This is a genomic window from Luminiphilus sp. nBUS_16 (assembly GCF_051201645.1).
Taxonomy (GTDB): domain Bacteria; phylum Pseudomonadota; class Gammaproteobacteria; order Pseudomonadales; family Halieaceae; genus Luminiphilus.
Genome location: NZ_CP179205.1, coordinates 2,734,566 through 2,752,161 on the forward strand (window position 1 = coordinate 2,734,566; position 17,596 = coordinate 2,752,161).

General features: G+C 51.1%; 14 protein-coding genes. 7 read left to right on the forward strand and 7 right to left on the reverse strand.

Translation table 11 applies throughout. The annotated features are described in order from the left end of the window. Positions 1-28: 28 nt before the first annotated feature. Positions 29-880: a type 1 glutamine amidotransferase domain-containing protein gene (locus ACMAY6_RS12230; protein ID WP_435212208.1), complete on the reverse strand. Its 852-nt coding sequence runs from the start codon at positions 878-880 to the stop codon at positions 29-31. Between the two features lie 168 nt (positions 881-1,048). On the opposite strand from ACMAY6_RS12230, the gene ACMAY6_RS12235 reads away from it, so the two are divergent. Then, a complete protein-coding gene (locus tag ACMAY6_RS12235; protein ID WP_435212210.1) occupies positions 1,049-1,879 on the forward strand; it encodes an enoyl-CoA hydratase/isomerase family protein in 831 nt (276 codons plus the stop codon). Between the two features lie 21 nt (positions 1,880-1,900). On the opposite strand, the gene ACMAY6_RS12240 is transcribed toward ACMAY6_RS12235, so the two are convergent. After that, positions 1,901-2,542: a TetR/AcrR family transcriptional regulator gene (locus tag ACMAY6_RS12240; RefSeq protein WP_435212211.1), complete on the reverse strand. Its 642-nt coding sequence runs from the start codon at positions 2,540-2,542 to the stop codon at positions 1,901-1,903. Positions 2,543-2,866: 324 nt separating this feature from the next. Between ACMAY6_RS12240 and ACMAY6_RS12245 the strand changes: the two genes are divergently transcribed. Together ACMAY6_RS12245 and ACMAY6_RS12250 are read left to right on the forward strand one after the other, a co-directional pair. Beyond that, positions 2,867-3,892 (forward strand): rhodanese-related sulfurtransferase, encoded by a 1,026-nt coding sequence (locus ACMAY6_RS12245; RefSeq protein ID WP_435212213.1) that lies wholly within the window; start codon positions 2,867-2,869, stop codon positions 3,890-3,892. Positions 3,893-3,996: 104 nt separating this feature from the next. Further along, on the forward strand, positions 3,997-4,380 hold the full coding sequence (locus ACMAY6_RS12250; protein ID WP_435212215.1) for a hypothetical protein: 384 nt from the start codon (positions 3,997-3,999) through the stop codon (positions 4,378-4,380). Positions 4,381-4,583: 203 nt separating this feature from the next. Here the strand turns inward: ACMAY6_RS12250 and ACMAY6_RS12255 are convergent, their stop codons facing one another. After that, complete coding sequence (locus ACMAY6_RS12255) at positions 4,584-5,510, reverse strand: alpha/beta fold hydrolase (RefSeq protein WP_435212217.1); 927 nt, start codon at positions 5,508-5,510, stop codon at positions 4,584-4,586. A gap of 176 nt (positions 5,511-5,686) precedes the next feature. Between ACMAY6_RS12255 and ACMAY6_RS12260 the strand changes: the two genes are divergently transcribed. Continuing rightward, the gene (locus tag ACMAY6_RS12260) at positions 5,687-7,297 is read left to right on the forward strand and encodes a WS/DGAT/MGAT family O-acyltransferase (RefSeq protein WP_435212219.1); all 1,611 of its coding nucleotides are present in this window, start codon (positions 5,687-5,689) and stop codon (positions 7,295-7,297) included. A 176-nt stretch (positions 7,298-7,473) separates the two neighbouring features. Here the strand turns inward: ACMAY6_RS12260 and ACMAY6_RS12265 are convergent, their stop codons facing one another. Together ACMAY6_RS12265 and ACMAY6_RS12270 are read right to left on the reverse strand one after the other, a co-directional pair. Continuing rightward, entirely contained in the window at positions 7,474-9,459 is a 1,986-nt protein-coding gene (locus ACMAY6_RS12265; protein ID WP_435212220.1) for an alkyl/aryl-sulfatase, read from the reverse strand. Between the two features lie 53 nt (positions 9,460-9,512). Further along, positions 9,513-11,171, reverse strand: a complete 1,659-nt coding sequence (locus ACMAY6_RS12270) for an AMP-binding protein (protein ID WP_435212222.1) — start codon at positions 11,169-11,171, stop codon at positions 9,513-9,515. A 242-nt stretch (positions 11,172-11,413) separates the two neighbouring features. On the opposite strand from ACMAY6_RS12270, the gene ACMAY6_RS12275 reads away from it, so the two are divergent. From ACMAY6_RS12275 to ACMAY6_RS12285, 3 genes are all read left to right on the forward strand, one after another. Beyond that, a complete protein-coding gene (locus tag ACMAY6_RS12275) occupies positions 11,414-12,820 on the forward strand; it encodes a serine hydrolase domain-containing protein (protein WP_435212224.1) in 1,407 nt (468 codons plus the stop codon). Positions 12,821-13,129: 309 nt separating this feature from the next. Further along, on the forward strand, positions 13,130-13,441 hold the full coding sequence (locus ACMAY6_RS12280; protein WP_435216025.1) for an MGMT family protein: 312 nt from the start codon (positions 13,130-13,132) through the stop codon (positions 13,439-13,441). 3 nt (positions 13,442-13,444) lie between these two features. After that, complete coding sequence (locus tag ACMAY6_RS12285; RefSeq protein WP_435212225.1) at positions 13,445-14,956, forward strand: acyl-CoA carboxylase subunit beta; 1,512 nt, start codon at positions 13,445-13,447, stop codon at positions 14,954-14,956. Positions 14,957-14,960: 4 nt separating this feature from the next. On the opposite strand, the gene ACMAY6_RS12290 is transcribed toward ACMAY6_RS12285, so the two are convergent. Together ACMAY6_RS12290 and ACMAY6_RS12295 are read right to left on the reverse strand one after the other, a co-directional pair. Further along, positions 14,961-15,344, reverse strand: coding sequence for a hypothetical protein (locus ACMAY6_RS12290; RefSeq protein WP_435212227.1), 384 nt, complete (start codon positions 15,342-15,344; stop codon positions 14,961-14,963). 89 nt (positions 15,345-15,433) lie between these two features. Further along, positions 15,434-17,590 carry an ATP-binding protein gene (locus ACMAY6_RS12295; RefSeq protein WP_435212229.1) on the reverse strand — a complete coding sequence of 719 codons (2,157 nt, stop codon included), beginning with the start codon at positions 17,588-17,590 and terminating at the stop codon, positions 15,434-15,436. Positions 17,591-17,596 lie beyond the last annotated feature (6 nt).

The following is a 17,596-nucleotide window of genomic DNA, read 5'->3' on the forward strand; positions in this document are numbered from 1 at the left end:
TAAACATGCCCCCAAGTGGATCACACCGCTAGTCACGCTCACTCAAAATCCGCATCACAGTGTGCGCCGCCTCCAAGCCCGAATTCTGGTTCTGCCCGGTGACGAAACGCCGCTCATCATCTACCGTGACGTGAGTGGCAAAAAAATCCAGAAACGCCGACTGGCTTTCAAAGATGGCACCCGCCTTACGCAATTCCGTCTCCGGGTGCAGGGGTGTCACTTCGATATCAATTTCTTGTATCTGCTTATCGGTTACGCCGGTCATACGGCGTCCAGCAATGAGTAAATGACCATCGCTGTCGAGGGCATTAACTAACCCCAGCACACCGTGACAAACGCCCCCGATAACCGGGGCCTTGGCACTGTAGTAACTTTCACTCACCTTCATTGCCAATTCAGGTGACTGAGCCAAGTCATAGGCCGCGCCCCAACCACCTGAAATAAACACAACATCGTATTGTTCTATATCAACATCAGCGATTGGAATGGAGTTTTTCACCTTGGCCTGCGCGATTGGGTCATTGAGATAACGCTCGTCTTCAGGTGTTTTGATCATGAAGTAGAAACTGCTGGGATCAATGGGAATCTCACCGCCCTCGATACTGGCGATATCTACCGCCATACCACCGTCTAAAAAGGTGTAGTAGGGATGGGTCATTTCCGAACCAAAAACACCCGTGGCCGCACCTTCAGGTTCTCCGGGCGCCGCCAAAACGCCATGACTAGTCGTGATAATCAACGCCCGCTGGCCCGGCAGCGTCAGGGTTGGTCCTAGGTATTCAGGATGCAACCCTCCTTTATGTAGGATTGCCGGTAGTGAAAGCAGAAAAACACCAAGCAGAAGGGCAGCAGCAATTAAGCCTGTGAATAATTTTTTCATAAAACTTTACCCTTTACTCTCTGACCAACAGAACAAACATTTAGCTTATGTAATAAGTTGACATAGATTGTGTCATATTAAAAGGTAATACTCCAATACAACTTAGAATCAAGTGACATTAGAGTAAAGCCGGCTTTGCGAAAGCCGCACCTAACGAGACATTCCATTGTGTCGACGCGCCTGATGATGGCCAGTGATGAAAGAGGTAACCTTGTGACAGAACCCTTGCTAATAACATTTGATGACGCAGTGGCCATTATCTCTGTGAATGATGCGCCTTATAACCGTATGACACTGGACTTTGTCGACCAGCTAGAAGCTCAGGTGGACGAACTTGCAAGAAACGACAAGGTGCGTGCAGTGGTGATAACGGCGGAGGGCTTAGATAATTTTTCTGTCGGAATGAATCTAAAACAGTTGGCCGGGGGGATTGAGCAGGCTGGTGACCCCAACGTCTTTTTTGATCGGCGCCTCCGCTTGACTGCCGCCATTGAAAATATGGGGAAGCCATGGATAGCCACGCTATTTGGCTACTGTTTGGGCGCAGGATTGGAGCTACCCCTTGGATGTCACTTTCGGTTAGCCGCGGAGGAAGGCGCGCAGATAGGATTACCCGAAATGGACCTTGGCTCGGTTCCAGCTTGGGGAGGCAGCGCTAGGCTAAGCAAGTGTGTGGGCCGAGATCATGCTCTGGATATGATCCTGCGGGGCAAGAAGGTCACTGGCCCAGAAGCGCTTAGCATTGGCCTAGTACACGAAGTGTGGCCTCTCAATGAACTCAAGCAGCGTGCTATGGATTTAGCTCATGAATTGGCCGCGCAGCCCGCTGCCGCAGTAAAAGGCGTCATGAACGTTGTCGTTGGGAGTGAAGACCGCAATCTAGAAGCCTTGCTGAAAGCTGAAAGAGCCGCCGTTCTAAACACCTTTGGTACGGCGGATCAGCAAGAGGGCATGTTGGCTTTTCTTGAAAAGCGCAAGCCTGTTTTTAACAAGCGCTAACTTGGAGAGCCCTACACCGGCCTAAGCTTCACCGTGTAACAGCTGGAGTGTCAGGAGCCTCACCAAAATATTGATAGCCGTCTGCCTACTCAACCCCTGGTGATACCGGAGTCGGTGCCACATATCAAAAGAGATGGTGGCATGAATCGCCTCGCGATCACTGCGCGCCTTTTGGGCTATTTCGGGCAGCCATTTTTCCAAGTCTTTGCGTAAACCGCGTTGGTTGCGAGCATAGTTCTTGCGCAAAATCTCGTAACGCCAAAGCTGAACGAGCGTGCCCTGCACAATATTACTGCCGCTCTCAAAGGCCTCCGCGTAGCGCTTCACGGCCCGCTCAATGCGCTCCTCGGCGCTACCCTCCCGATCTCCGCCTAGAAATAATGCTTCGTAAGAATCGCGAATCTGTTCGTCTGCAGAGGCGTACAGACTTTCCATGTCTTCGAAGTGGCGAAAAACAGAACGAATGCCGACACCGGCCTTGTCCGAGACCTGTTGAGCAGTGGGTACCAGCACCCCCTCCTCCTGCAACGCTAGCGCAGCCTCAATAATCGCTCGACGACTTCGCTCGCTACGTAACCTACGTCCGTCGGCGACATCCTCGCCTTTGACCTTCAACATAATCGCCCCAACTAACTGCTCTACATGCACCGCGTTATGAAGCATGCAGTAATGCATCAAACTATGCCAGCTAAGACTCAGTCTTAACTTTCAATCCATCAAAAATTCGATGAGCTGCACTCAAAATCCAATTAGGTAGGGCTCCCACCCATCCTCAAAAACCTTAAAAAAATGCAAGATAAGCGCCTCGTGCTGCCAGTGCTTATTCCGATAGAACCGCTAACACCTCTATGACCAAATTGAATCAGAGCCCTTAGAGCCGCCTCTCTCGCTGGGCTAGCAGGAGAGAAAGACCATAAACCGGCAATTTGATAGACTGCGTTTTTGTTTATGCGCCAGCTTTACGGGTTGGTTCGCACCGAGGATTTTATGACAGACCTGTCTTGTAACGTTGTGGTCGCAGCGCTCTATCGCTTTTCTGACCTACCAGATTTTGAAGCTCTTCGAGACCCTCTACACCAACTCATGTCGAAGCATGAGGTTAGGGGCACCTTGCTACTCGCAGCCGAGGGCATCAACGGCACCATTGCGGGTTCTAGAGGCGGCATCGATTCCGTGCTCAATTGGCTAAAGCGTGATCCCCGGTTTGCCGACCTCGAGACAAAGGAGTCCTACGTTGAAAAAAACCCTTTCTACCGCACCAAAGTAAAATTAAAGAAAGAAATCGTCACGATGGGCGTTGAGGGCATTGATCCCAAACATATTGTTGGCACCTATGTAGATCCTAAAGACTGGAATGAACTCATTAGTGATCCCGATGTGGTGCTGCTGGATACCCGAAATGACTACGAAGTTGACATCGGCTCTTTCGAGCGAGCCATCAATCCCGCAACCTCATCTTTCCGGGAATTTCCAGCTTATGTCAGCAAACACCTTAATCCCAAAAAGCATAAAAAGGTTGCCATGTTCTGCACAGGTGGCATCCGCTGCGAGAAATCTACGGCCTATTTAAAGCAGCAGGGTTTTTCCGAGGTTTACCACCTGAAAGGCGGAATTCTCAAGTATTTAGAAGAGGTGACGGAAGCTGATAGCAAATGGCAGGGCGAATGCTTTGTGTTCGACAATCGTGTCAGCGTTAACCACCGATTGGAAAAGGGCCAGTACGATCAATGTCATGCGTGCCGCCGCCCTATCACCGAAAGTGACAAACTTAGCCCCCACTATCAAAAAGGCTTGAGCTGCCACCACTGCATTGAGAACCAGTCCGACGAGCAAAGACAACGTTACTCCGAGCGTGAGCGCCAAGTTGAGCTGGCGCGGGCTCGAGGAGAAACCCATATTGGTCAATCGATGAACGCTACGATAGCCGACAAGAAGCAGGCGAAATTGCGCGTGAAAAATCGACAGCGCCAGCTGGATAAAAACTCCGATCATCCATCCACCAAGGGTGGTTAAAACCATTAGGCTCTAAACAAAATCAATAGCCACTCGACGCAATTTGTGCAGTAATGCCTGAGCACCCCAAAAAAAACTCATAACCAAGGGGTCTAGGAGAACTTATGAATACTTCAAAAGTTGTACTAATCGCGGTCTTAACGTTTCTTTCATCTTTGACCTTCGCGGACGTGTCAGATGATTTAATTGCAATGGACAAGCAGTGGGGAGCAGCCGGTGGGCCGGCAGGTTACGTGTCTGAGGACGTCATCGGCATTGGGCCAACGGGGATTGTTAATTTTGGCAACCTAGTTGCTGACGCCGCGGCTAACGCAAATGCCGGAGAGGAATACGTCGTTAGTGGATACCAGGTGAAGTTTCTCAGCGACGATATCGCGGTGATGGTCCACACAGCAGCGGGTTCAGATCCTCATGCAAGCCTGCATGTCATTCAGAAACAGGGCGATGCTTGGCTGGTTGTTGCTACCGCGTCAGCTCCCGCGAGTTAATCCACCAAAAATGCCCTAAGCCCAAAATTTACGATCCTATTGGGTTTAGGGCTTGCCAGCCGATTGCCATGTTGTTTTAGCAAAGCGCTATCGACTCAAATCAAGCTCTACCATTGCCCACAACCCGCTACAGCCTTACTGAAACGGTGTCTCATACTATTTACACTTCGATGGCGCCAGACAGCTCGCACTCAGCGACTGCGCTATGCAGCGCCACTCGCTGCGGACAGACTCAGAGATGATGTCACCGCCGAGGCGTGACCTGCTGTTAAGTCAGTCAAAACTGGGACCAGTGACTCAGGTAAGTTGTGACCCATACCCTCAATAATCTCCAGTCTAGCGTTAGGAATTTTCCGCGCTGTATCGATACCACAGGCTAAAGGCACGAGCACATCGTCACGACCGTGAATCACTAAACTAGGCGTTGTGATGGTCTTGAGAAGATCAACGCGACTACCGCTGGCCATAATTGCTGCCATATGCCTAGCAAAGCCTGGGGGATAAAAACTGCGCTGAAAAGCTGCTCGTACTTTTTCCTTTAGCTCTTCATCACTTTGAGGAAATCCAGGACTGCCTATCAGTCTTTGGAACGCCATCGTGCTCTCTAAGCTGGGTTTGACCAACCCCAAGTAACGCTTCAAAAGCGCACGAGTCACTTTTTTACTCGCGCGAGGCAAATGGGGGGCGCCACTTGATGACATGATTGATGTCAGTGAATGCACCCGATCGGCGTGTTTTGCTGTCAAAATTTGACCAATCATGCCGCCCATTGAAACCCCAACAATATGAGCCCGCTCCAGATTGAGTGCATTCATCAACTCAATTGCGTCAGTCGCCATTTCGTCTAATTTGTAGGAAACCCTGAGCGGTCGATTGATAGCTGCTCTCAGCATCATACCGACCGTACTAGGAATACGAGCAGTAAGCATTTTCTCTGATAGCCCAACGTCTCTGTTATCAAAACGAATTACATGAAAACCACGGTCGGCTAAACCCTGACAAAAAGACAGCGGCCATGCCGTCATCTGGGTTGCCATACCCATGATCAGTAGAATTGCTGGATCCTCGGCATTGCCAAAATCATCGTAGGCAAGACGAATACCATTGGCGTCTAAATAGCGCTCTGACATAGATTTAAATCCTCATGGGACCGAGAGAAACAATATTGGTTGATGCTGTCATTATTACGGACACCCGGCAACGATATACACCTCCCACTAGATAGCAATGTTAAGGTACCCCTGAACTCCAAGCACTTTAGAATTTACTTAATGAGTCGATGAAGGTCGCGGTGTGAGCTTAAGCCATGAAAAAACTTAGTCTTATCGATAAAGGATTCCTGACTTCAGAGAATCGTGAAACACCTATGCACGTAGCCAGTCTCGGTCTTTATACCCTGCCAGATGGTGCTGACGAGCAAGAGTTTTTACATGAGCTGGCGGGTAACGTTCGCAACGCACAAGCAATGCTCCCTCCCTTCGGGGACCGGTTGCGCCTTGGTCGCCTTGGATTAGCGGGGTCGGCTTACTGGGAGCCCGATGCCGCTATGGATATGGATTACCATGTTCGCCATTCGGCTCTACCTAAACCCGGTCGTTACCGAGAGCTCTTTAATCTGACATCTCGCCTTCACGGCACACTGCTTGAACGTACCCGGCCTCTCTGGGAAATGCACGTCATCGAGGGACTTCAAAACCGGCAATTTGCGGTGTATACCAAAACGCATCACGCTGCCGTCGACGGAGCTCGTTCGATACACATTTCTCGAAGCATGCTTTCTACCGATCCCAATCATGTTCTAGAGGAATCACCGCTGTCATTGCAATCGTGGCAGCGCTATAAAGACGCGATGCGTAAGGGGAAACAGCCCCCTCATTCCAATGAAGAGCTGCGTAACGTCGCCGACGTATTGAAGTCTACCTTCGATAGCAGCACGAATCTGGTAAGGGCGTTATCGGCTTTTTCCAAAACCTGGGCAGGCCGAGGAGGCGCGCTTAGCCTGCCACATCAGCAAGTACCCATAAGCTCCTTGAACCACTCCATTCATGGTGCAAGACGCTTCGTAGCGCAGTCTTGGCCATTTTCTCGGATTGAGGCTATTGGCAAGGCGTTCGGCGGCACCTTTAACGATGCGGTGCTTGCCATATGCTCTGGAGCCTTGCGTCAATATCTGAAGACCCATGCAGAGTTACCAGAACAGCCTCTGAAATCCATGGTCCCCGTGTCGCTACGCCAAGAGGGCGACCTCGAGTCAGGCAATGCGGTCGCGGCCATCAGCGCCAACTTAGCCACCGACGTCGCAGACCCCGCCCGACGCATCCAAGCCATCATCGCTTCGGTCCGTGCCAGCAAGGCTTTTTATGCGGGCATGTCACCCAAAGAAATAGAGTTGGTTAGTGCCGTATTACAGGCGCCAACCTTACTACTTTTGCCATTGGGTCTAATGGCAAAACTGCCGCCTTATAATGTCGCAATCTCAAATGTACCGGGCATCCGGGAAACCATGTACTGGAATGGTGCTCGTATGGATGGGTCCTACCCCCTATCCATTGTTACCGATGGCATGGCAATGAACATCACGCTGATTACTTATGATCAAAATGTAGATTTTGGGATTGTTGCCTGCCGCAAGTCGGTACCTCAAGTGCAACGTTTTATTGACTACATGGAAGAGGCCTTGGTCGCGCTTGAGGATGCAGCAGGATTGCGCCCACCCGAAAAAGACAAAGCACTCACTCCAAGAAAACCAAAAGCTCAACGAAAAACGCCTTTGGCAACAACCGTCGCAAAACCCAAGGCGGCCACAAAAACCAAGTTGAAAGCCCCACCCAAAGCTATCTCAAAAGCCAAAGCAAAGCCCAAGCCCAAGCCCAAAGCCAAGGCCAAGGCCAAGGCCAAGCCAAAAAACCCACAATGACTTTTGTAAAACAGCGATTTACGGCGACTAGTGCCGCAAAATTTCGATAAAGAAGCTAGTACCCAGGCTGAAATCTTCACCGTCAAAAGCAGAAACCTTTGTTGGCGATATACGGGCAGGTAAAAAACCAGTGAAGTGCCTCACAACAGCTAGGTCAGCCAAGCTCCGAAAAACCGCTACGGCGTCACGATATTAAAAACCTCATCGGGTGGATCAAGCATCGCAAAGAACTGCAGTAAGTCTAACCGCGACCCTTGAATAGAAATATCATCGGAAAATAACGTTTCTCGGATCCCTGCTTGTCCTACCAGCATGCCAATAAACAACTCGTGGGTAATTTGCAGCGTCGCATTAGCATTTACATCGGGTTCGCCATTGCGCTGATGTAACACTGCATTTTCGAGGCTTAAAACGTAGGTCTCAGCCAAATCGGTGAAGGTAAAATTGAAAACATAAGATTCGCCATCTGCTTTTTCACCGTTGAGCATGACGGCAATAAGCTGCATGAATTCACTGATTGGCGTTTGCCGTATCAAATCAGCTGCATTAGAAATACCAAGGCCCTGCGAGGGCGCACCCGAACGTAGCTCTAGGGCTCCTGTCAAATACACATCGCGCCACGGGCCCGACTCGGCCTGATACCCTAGCTGGTCATAACTCTGCGCCAACAACATCTTTGCTGCAACATGATTGGGCTCCGCAAACACCAAGTGATTAAGAAGCTCAGCAACCCAGCGGTACTCCCCTCGGTCAAAGGCGGATTTCGCTGTTGTCATGACGCCGCTGCTTCCGCCCATCGCCTCGACGTACCGCGTTGAAGACTCAACCCCGGGCAATGGATCGAGATTGGCAGGGTTCCCGTCGTACCACCCGAAGTAACGTTGATATACAGCTCGGGAATTATGCTTCAACGTTCCGTAATAACCGCGATTAGAAAAACTGTTTCGCAGCGCAGTAGGTAGCTCTAGAGACTCGGCAATCTCACTCGGAGTATGCCCCTGAGAGGCAAGGCGTAAAGTTTGATCATGTATGTACCGGTACCCATCTCGCTGCTTTTTTAAGAAATCGACAATCTCGGTATTGCCCCAGAGCGGCCAGTGGTGACTGGCAAAATAAACCTCCATCTCAGGAAAGATTTCAATCGCCTCGTTTATGTAGTAGCTCCATTTGCGCGCATCGCGCACATGGGCACCACGCAATGTATACAAGTTATGCATATTGCGCGACACAACCTCAGCACCGCAAAAAGCCTTTTTTTCAGGCAAGTAAAAAGTCAGCTCTGCGGGCGCTTCCGAGCCTGCGGCGTTTTGAAAAATGAAGTTAACGCCATCAATCGTCACCCTTTCTCCCGTTTGAGAAATCACGCGCGTCGGGGTTGCCAGGCCGGGGCTGCCAAAGGCGGGCCCCTTGCCCAGCCCCGAGCCTACATGCCCAAAGGGAGAGCGCTCGAGTTGGCTACCGTACATAAACATCGAGCGACGGCTCATTGTAGTGCCGGCAATAACATTTTCGCTGGTGGCCTCACTCATAAAGCCTTGAGGCGCAATTATTTCAGTCTCGCCATTCCCCTCCAAAACCGCGAGAACGCCGCCAAAGTGATCAATATGTGAATGCGTGATAATGACTGCAGTTACGGGCCGATCGCCTAATTTTTGACGAGCGAAAGCCAGTGCCGCTGCCGCTGTCTCCTTAGTGGTTAATGGGTCGACAAGGATCCAGCCACGCTCACCCTCAATGATGCTCATATTAGAGAGATCAAATCCCCGCAACTGATAAACACCTTGAGTAACTTCAAACAGCCCATGAATATTATTCAAACGCTCTTGTCGCCACAGACTGGGATTAACGCTATCCGGAGCATCGCCATGGATAAAATCGTAGTCGTTGAGGCTCCAGACTATCGAGCCATCAGCCATGCTTACCCTGAGGCCGTCAGCTCGAGCAATCAGGCCTTGAGTGGCATTATCGAAATCTTGCGGATTATTAAGGTCAAGAGACTCCGCCACCGCCTGATTAATGGCAAGAGTGCTAGGTGTTGGCGGTGTATTTCCCTGACTTCCAATAGTGGCTTGAGCGGGGGGTGTTTTCCCGCCGCAGCCAGCAAGGAGACTCGCAGACAAAATAACAAAAGTAAAAACCCTAATACTTAGATATGCCTGCATCGTGGAGCACCCCAGTCTATTGAAATGTGAACTGATAATCGTTGAAGCACCTCCTAAAGATTATCAAACCAATGAACCAGCACCTCACCTTGCTCAGCAGATTGACGCGCCAGCTGTTCGGCCTTCTCGGCAAACACTGTTTCAACTCGTTCACGCCGGATTTTAAGGGTAGGCGTCAGTATTTCGTTTTCAATGGTCCAATGCTCATTGGAGATAATGACTGCACCTATTCGCGCATGCTTTTCTATTTCACTATTGATCGAGGTAATCGTATCAAGAACCGAAGCCTCTACGACTCCGCGATCGACACCTCCCGCCGCGTCGCTTAACACGGTGACCATGACAGTCTTCGAAAAGCCGCGGCCCAATAAACACTGCTGCTCGGCGTGCACGTTATCAGCGAACAAACCTTCAATGGGCGGCGGCGCCACAAACTTTCCTTGGATAGTTTTGAAATAATCCTTCACTCGCCCAGTTATAAAAATAAAGCCATCGTCGTCGATATACGCTTTATCGCCGGTGTGGAGCCATCCATTCTGCCAAAGCTCTGCGGTTTTTTCTGGCTGCTGGTAGTAGCCCGGAGTACAACCCTCAGCCCGAATCAACAGTTCTCCAATATCGCTTATTTTGACCTCGACTCCCGATATGGGCTTGCCGATTGAGCCAATGCGGCGGTCGTCGACCTTGGTAACAATCAGCGACATAGCTTCCGTCTGACCAAAGCCCTCGCAAAGTGGCAGGCCCAACTTATCCCACCAGTGGATCAGAGCGGGTGGTGTGGGTGCAGCCGCCGTCAGGCAGTAATCCACCTCAGTCAGCCCAAGCCCACCTAAAACCAAAGCGCCCATACCTTCAGCATCTTGTTCCAGCAATTGGTCGAGGGCCTCTTGCCCTCCTACTTTACCCAACACCGCCTGCTGCAGTTGCTCCCAAACTCTGGGTGGGCCAAAGAATATATTGGGCTTACAAGCGGGCAAGTCACGAAGCAGTGTGTCCAACGACTCGTTGAACCAGATTTCACCACAAGCCACCATCGAGCCATATTCAACAATTTGTCGCTCTGCAATGTGCGACAAAGGCAGATATGAAAAAAAGCGCGACCCCTCCCGGGAGGCAAATGCCTCTGTTCCCCGGCGCACAGGAATCAAATTGGATTCATGGGTCTGAATGACGCCTTTAGGCATGCCCGTCGTGCCCGATGTAAAGACCAGAGAAATAAGATCTGAGGCCTCACTTTGGTGTGAGGGCCGCTGACCCTGACCCTCCTGAAGCAAGGTATCCCAGGTAACGTGCGCTTCGTCACAGCTAACACCTGGCAACGTAATGACCAACCCACCCTCAGGCATCACTTCTTTCACGGCATCCCAGTTGGTTGTCTCACCCAAAAACAAAACTTTTGTATCGGTGAACTCCAGAATGTATTGCGCGGTCGCTGCGGTGTGCGTCGTAAACAGTGGCACTGAAACATTGCCAGAAGCGATGACTGCTAAATCTGCAAGCACCCAGTGAGCGCGATTTTTTGATAGCAGCGCCATGCTATGACCAGACCCCAATCGCTTCTCTAGAGCCGCGGCCACGGCATGCACCTGATCCTGAGCCTCACTCCATGAGTACGACGTCTCACCGGCCTCATTCAGATCACGCAGCCAAACTCTATCTGGGCACTCCTCGGCCCAGTGAGCCAATTGGCCGATCAATGTTGGGCTTTCCATACTTCCCCCTAGGAATTTAATTTTTTCACGATGATACCGATTTTTGCTACTTTAGAGGCCGGCGACTTTAATATTTTTATGCTAAATGGACGTTTTTCAAAAAATCGCCCACCCGGTGAAAGCACCTAGTTCGCTGACTACAAGCATGCTAAACGATCCTAGATTCTGACGAGGCAATCTCTATCGACACTCCGAGAAGCTCAAACCCTTCAACCCTATTTTACTATCTCGCCGCAGTACTATTGTGCAGCACCTCCGTTGCCGCCAAAGATTTTGATTACTTTGAGACCACACGAAAAACCGTGCGCAACGGTATGCAATCCATGTTTATCTGTAATGGTCTATTTACCTCGCAGCGTTCTTTGAGCCAAATTTTCGAGCAAGAATTAGCCTATTTAGGCAATCGACGCCTTGGTGATGCAAAAAAAGGAAATTACCGCATAGATTCTCAAACCCAGTCAGTTGAGGTGGGAGGCGGCCATGATGGACCTGCGGTAACTGCCGTGTTTCGTTCGGGTATCGGCTGCCTTGCCATGGCGCCAGGTATGGCACCCGAAAATTTCGCACAACTGCCCAAAGTAGAGCCGACGATCCCCATTGAGGACACCGAACAATTACCCTGGCCCCACGGGGATTTGATCGAACAAAACAGCCCGCACAACAGCGTGTCTCAGACCTCTCTAACTGCGGCCGCTGACTGGGCGTTTACAGCCCATGCCGAAGGCGAAGACACCACTAGCCTTCTCGTAGTTCACCGGGGCAATATCGTTTATGAACGCTATGCCCCTGGCTTTAATTACCGAACGCGCACCCGAACATGGTCCGCGGCCAAAAGTATCGAGGCAGCGCTAATCGGTCTTCGAGTGGATTCCGGCCATATGGAATTAGATTCACCGCTCCCCATAGTTTGGTTACCCGAACAATCAGGCGCAGGTAGCGACCCTCGTTCAAGCATTACGCTACGACATGCGTTGAACATGACCACCGGACTTTACCCGGTAGACAACAATAATATGGCTGCGGCTGTAGGCTCCGGGCTTGCCTACTGGGCCGGTAGTGGCTACGAAAATCAGGTTCGTCAACGCGGTCTAATTCGTGATCCGGGTAGTCATTGGGATTATGAAAATTATGATTCGTTGCTGGCCGTATCTGCATTTAAAACAACTTTTGAAACCGAGTACGCCTATCTTCAATTTCCTTATGTCGAACTTCTGCAGAAAATAGGCATGCGTAGCACGCTTCTTGGAACAGATCGTTTCGGTGACTTCATACTGAGCAGCCAAGCTTTTAGCAATGCTCGAGATCTAGCTCGGTTCGGGCTGCTCTTTTTGAATAAGGGCAATTGGTTTGGCGACCAGTTAATTAGCGAAGACTGGATCGATTTCATAAAGACGCCCACGCCCGCATCAGCCTTTAGGGGCAATGATTACGGGGGCCACTGGTGGCTAGTGCCCGACGCCCGTAAACAAGAAGTGCCCGCCGAGGCTTTCAGTGCCGCGGGAAGTCGGGGGCAGTATGTCACCGTTGTCCCCTCCCATGACGTGGTCATTGTTCGCCGCGGATTAGACTACAACGGCGCGGCGTTTGATCAATGGAGTCTGGTCCGCGAGGTGTTAAAAGCTTTCCCGAACCCATCTGACAGTCGGTAGTGATTTACAAGCTACTGATTTACCTGGCCGGTAAAATACACCGAGCCCTCAACACATTAACACCATCGATTTATGATGCCGGCCTTACCCTTTAAGGTCAGAGCCCAATAAGAGCCCATGCACTGCAATGGCACAAAGCAAACCGGAAAACCAAAGCAGCAGTCCTTCAGCTTCTCAGTTAGACTGGCTCCGGCAAAAGACAACAGACTTTTACACCATGGCGCTTTCTAAGTTTTATTCACTTCCTAAAATCAGAGACCACCTTTGACCAAAAAGGCAGATCAACCACCTCCACTGGATAAAGTTCACGTGCTCACGGTTCTCGCCCAAGTACCCGCTGGAAAGGTTGTTTCCTTCGGCGACCTCGCCGATATGTCAGGGTATCCTAGAAGGGCTCGCTGGGTAGGTTCCGTACTGTCCAAGCTTCCCTCGAGCACAAAACTGCCATGGCACCGCGTTGTAAATTCTCAGGGAACCTTAACCTGTCCTAGGGCTGATCTCGCAGAGAAACGGCTAACCCGCGAAGGCATAAAGGTGCACCAGCTGAAAGTTTCAATGTTAAAACATCGGTGGTGCCCAGAACGATCAACCAGTAAGCACGCAGGTCCTGAGGAGGACTGACGCATGGCACAAGATCCCTTTGAAGAATTCCAACAACGCCTTCTCAATACGCAAGACGAGGCCCGCGATGAGGCCGTTAAAAAGCGGCACGAACGTGGAGGCCGTACCGCTAGAGAAAATTTGGACGACCTGGTCGAGGGCGCCTCCATCAACGAATTTGGCCAGCACGCTGTAGCTGCTCAGCGCAGCCGCAGGGAAATTGAAGAGCTGCAGCGACAAACAGCCGGTGATGGCGTGATCACTGCTATCGGCCCTGTTAATGGCAGCTTATTTAACGAGAGCGTGGCAAAGACTGCGCTAATTATTAACGACTACACGGTTCTAGCCGGCACTCAAGGCTACTTTCATCATCGAAAAATTGATCGCTTATTAGGTTTGGCCGGGCAACAACAGCTTCCTGTAATTATGTATACCGAAGGTGGTGGTGGTCGGCCCGGCGATACCGATGTGCTGATATCGGGGGGTGGCCTCAATGTACCCACTTTTCATCGATGGTGTGCCTTAACGGGGAAGGTACCGCGCATTGCGGTTAACCATGGGTTCTGCTTCGCCGGCAATGCCGCGCTTTTTGGTGCGGCCGATCTTCGCATAGCCACCCAAGGAAGCTATATTGGCATGGCTGGACCTGCCATGATTGAGGGCGGCGGACTGGGCCGTTATAAACCCACCGAAATAGGCCCCACATCAGTACATTCTAAAAACGGCGTCATTGATATTGTCGTACCGGACGAAGCAGAGGCCACAATAAAAGCCAGACAAGCACTTGCCTTCTGTCAGGGCCCAACAGCTGACTTCGAATTTGCTGAGCAATCCGCTTTGCGCAGCGCGCTGCCATCTAACCGAAGAATGGCCTACGATCCCGTAAAAATCCTTGAGCGCGTGTTCGATAAAAATTCATTCATAGCTTTACGCAGTCATTATGGGCGCAGCATTGTTAGCGGCCTTGCGAGAATAGACGGCACTCCCTTTGCGGTATTAGCCAACGACTGTCGACATCTGGGTGGCGCCATCGACGCTGAAGGTGCGAGCAAAGCCACAGACCTTTACCGACTCGCCGAGCGATGGAAACTACCCGTTGTTTCTTTCGTAGACACACCCGGATTCATGGTGGGACCCGACAGCGAGGCTATCGGAGCACCGCGGTACATGTCTGAAATGTTCACGGCGGGCGCCACACTATCTCAGCCGATCGTGGCTATTTTTCTTCGGCGCGGCTACGGCCTTGGCGCGATGGCAATGACAGGTGGCTCTTTCGAAATCCCGGTTTATGCCGCTAGCTGGCCCACGGGAGAGTTTGGACCCATGGGGCTTGAGGGAGCCGTTCACTTGGGATACAAACAAGAACTCGCCGAACTGCCCGAGGGCCCTGAAAGAGACGCCCACTTTGAGGAGCTTCTAGCCAAACTTTACGAGCGCGGGAAAGCAACTGAGGCCGCCAGTTTTCTTGAGCTCGACAGTGTGATTGACCCCGTTGATACCCGGTCAGTTATTAGCAGGGCTTTGCCCAGCTGTTAACTGCTTAATCAGCCCGCGTGGCCCAAACCCGTTTACACCAAAGAAGAAGGGCTAAAATCACGAGCTCGACTCCCATGCTAGGCACCCCCGCCGCCACCGGACCATCAATGACCAACGTCAGAGTTCGGCCTAGTAAAGCAATGAGCACCAACAATTGCACGGGCCACAGTAGGCTGGGATCGCAGCGACCAGCGGCAACAACCAGAATGAGTCCGCCACCCAAGAAAAATCCGGCAATGTCTGCCCTCACCGTACCTAAGCCCGCCGCCGCAAGATCCACCAAACCCATGTTGGCAGCAGCATCTCCAGTGTTTAACCACAAGCCTGTGCCCACAGCGAGAAACAGGAGCCCAAACAACCCCGATAACAACCTAGACAATATAAGCATTACTAACCCCCACCTGATTTTATTTTAATGGTCTATTTGGTCATATTCTCTTTCATCGTAAAGCCAGCCAGAGCCACGCGCATCCCGAGCTACTTTAAGCGTTGCTCAGATAGAAATTGCTGCAGCTCACGTATACCAAGTCCAAGCTGCTCTGAAATCGCGGGCAACTGATCTGCCGTCGGCAAAGCTCCACCTGAAAGCGCCGAGGCCTCGACCTGCCGAAAGCTACCACCTGCTGCCGCTAAGCCAAAGGTCAAACACGCACTCCCAAGGGTATGAGCTTCACGAATAATAATATTACGCTCCTCATCGGCCATGGCTTTGCGTAACCTTTCCCAGCGATCCGTTGACTCACCCAAAAACTTATCGACGAGCGTTTCGAGCACACCAATGCCCACCTCGCGCACAAGACGTTCAATAGGCCGTCTATCGAACGCGATGGCGTCCGGTGGCGAGCTGCCGTCTTCGCAAGCATGTGATTTGTCATTGTCAGTCATACCATAATCTTCCTCATTTACCATCGCACTCTTCTCAGACGAAACTGCGGGCTCCAAGTCCACAGTGGCTCCTCGGCTACTGGTGAAGTCCCGAGCCAAATCAGACCGGGGAACAATAGCAATCGAGGGCACATGGGCTAGTAAAGCGGTGCGCAGGTCTCCCAATGCAAGGCATTTATCTAAAATAGCCACAATACCCGACTGTGCAAGCCGCTGCCGATCGTGCCCATCGCCATGAGCTGCAAGCGCTAAAATGGGAGTCGCCACGGCCCCCGGAACCTTACGATTTTGCAACGCAGCCTCAACAACACCGGCACCGAGCATCTCAAAATCCATAACGATCAGATCAAACGCCCTAGATTCTGACTCAATCAGCCCAGCCGCCTCCTCGATCGAACCTGCCATCACTACGCTCAAGCCCATTGATTCCAGCAGTTTTCCATTGAGCTGGCGGTTAATTTTTTGCTCCTCAACGAGCAACACGGCGCCAGAAAATTCGTCACCTCCGCCTGTGGCCACATCGCTTCGGCTCTCCAACAGGTCATTTTCGGATGCCAAAGACAGTGGAATTTTGAAGCAAAAAATTGTGCCCTCACCAACGGATGATTCGACGGTGACACCACCACCCAAAGCCTCAACGAAGCGCTCTACGATACTCAATCCCAAGCCAGTGCCTTGTGCATGACGGGTCTCAGCGCTTAAACCGGTAGCAAAAGGCTCAAATAATTTTTCTATTGCATCAACAGGTATACCCGGGCCTTGATCAGTCACGGCGAACTCAATCATTTCTTTCTGCAGGCCATGGCTACCAACTGTTGACGCACCGAGGGTAATCGTCCCAGACTCTGAGAATTTAATCGCATTGGAAAGCAGATTGCCCAGCACCTGCCGTAGTAGCTTTAGACGTCCGGTGTAGGTTTTCGCAAAGCCACGCTCTCCCGAACGCCGCAGCTCTAACCCTTTTTCCAACGATCGGGAACGTGCCAGCATGAGGCACTCGTCAATCAACTCATCAAGTTGAAACGCTTCGCTCTCTGCCTCATTCATGTGAGATTCAAGGGAGGCGGTTTCAAGCGTAAAGTTAATCACCTCTAGTAAGCGATCGGCACTTTTAGAGGCGAGGGACGAATACTCTCGCAGCTTCCCATCAAGCTTGAAATCACCCATCAAGCTAATTGCACTAATCACCCCATTTAAAGACGTTCGCATTTCATGGCTGACATGATGAAAATATTTTTGTCGGGCCTCGTTGGCGCGCTCCACATCCTGCTTTGCAGATTTCAACTGGACGTTTAGCGCCTGTAAGTCTTCCACCATCGACTGCTGCGTGCTCATAAAAAACAGCTGGTCCATCTGCACGTCATGCACAGGAAAATCTGACATTGTCAGGTTGCTATCAACCGTATTCTCTTCTATCCACCACAACCAAGGAACACCAACAAAGCAGAGCCCTTCTAAACCCATGTCACTGTAGTCAAGAATCTGCCCTCGGATTGCAAATCCCGATTCTTCATTGAAACCCAAAAAAAACTCGCCGACGGCTACTTTTGCCGCTGCCACAGATCCGTCAAACGCTGTAGGGCGCTTAAATTTGAAGTACTCAAAAAATTGGATGGGTGCGGTATTACTGGGCTGGCATTTTTGGGTCAAAAGTGGGCTAGCACGCACTAAGGCTCCATCGCTGTCAATTTGACCGACTAACGTAAAGAGGCCTTGAACCTTATCCCAAAATTGATTGGTTTTGATCACTCAGAA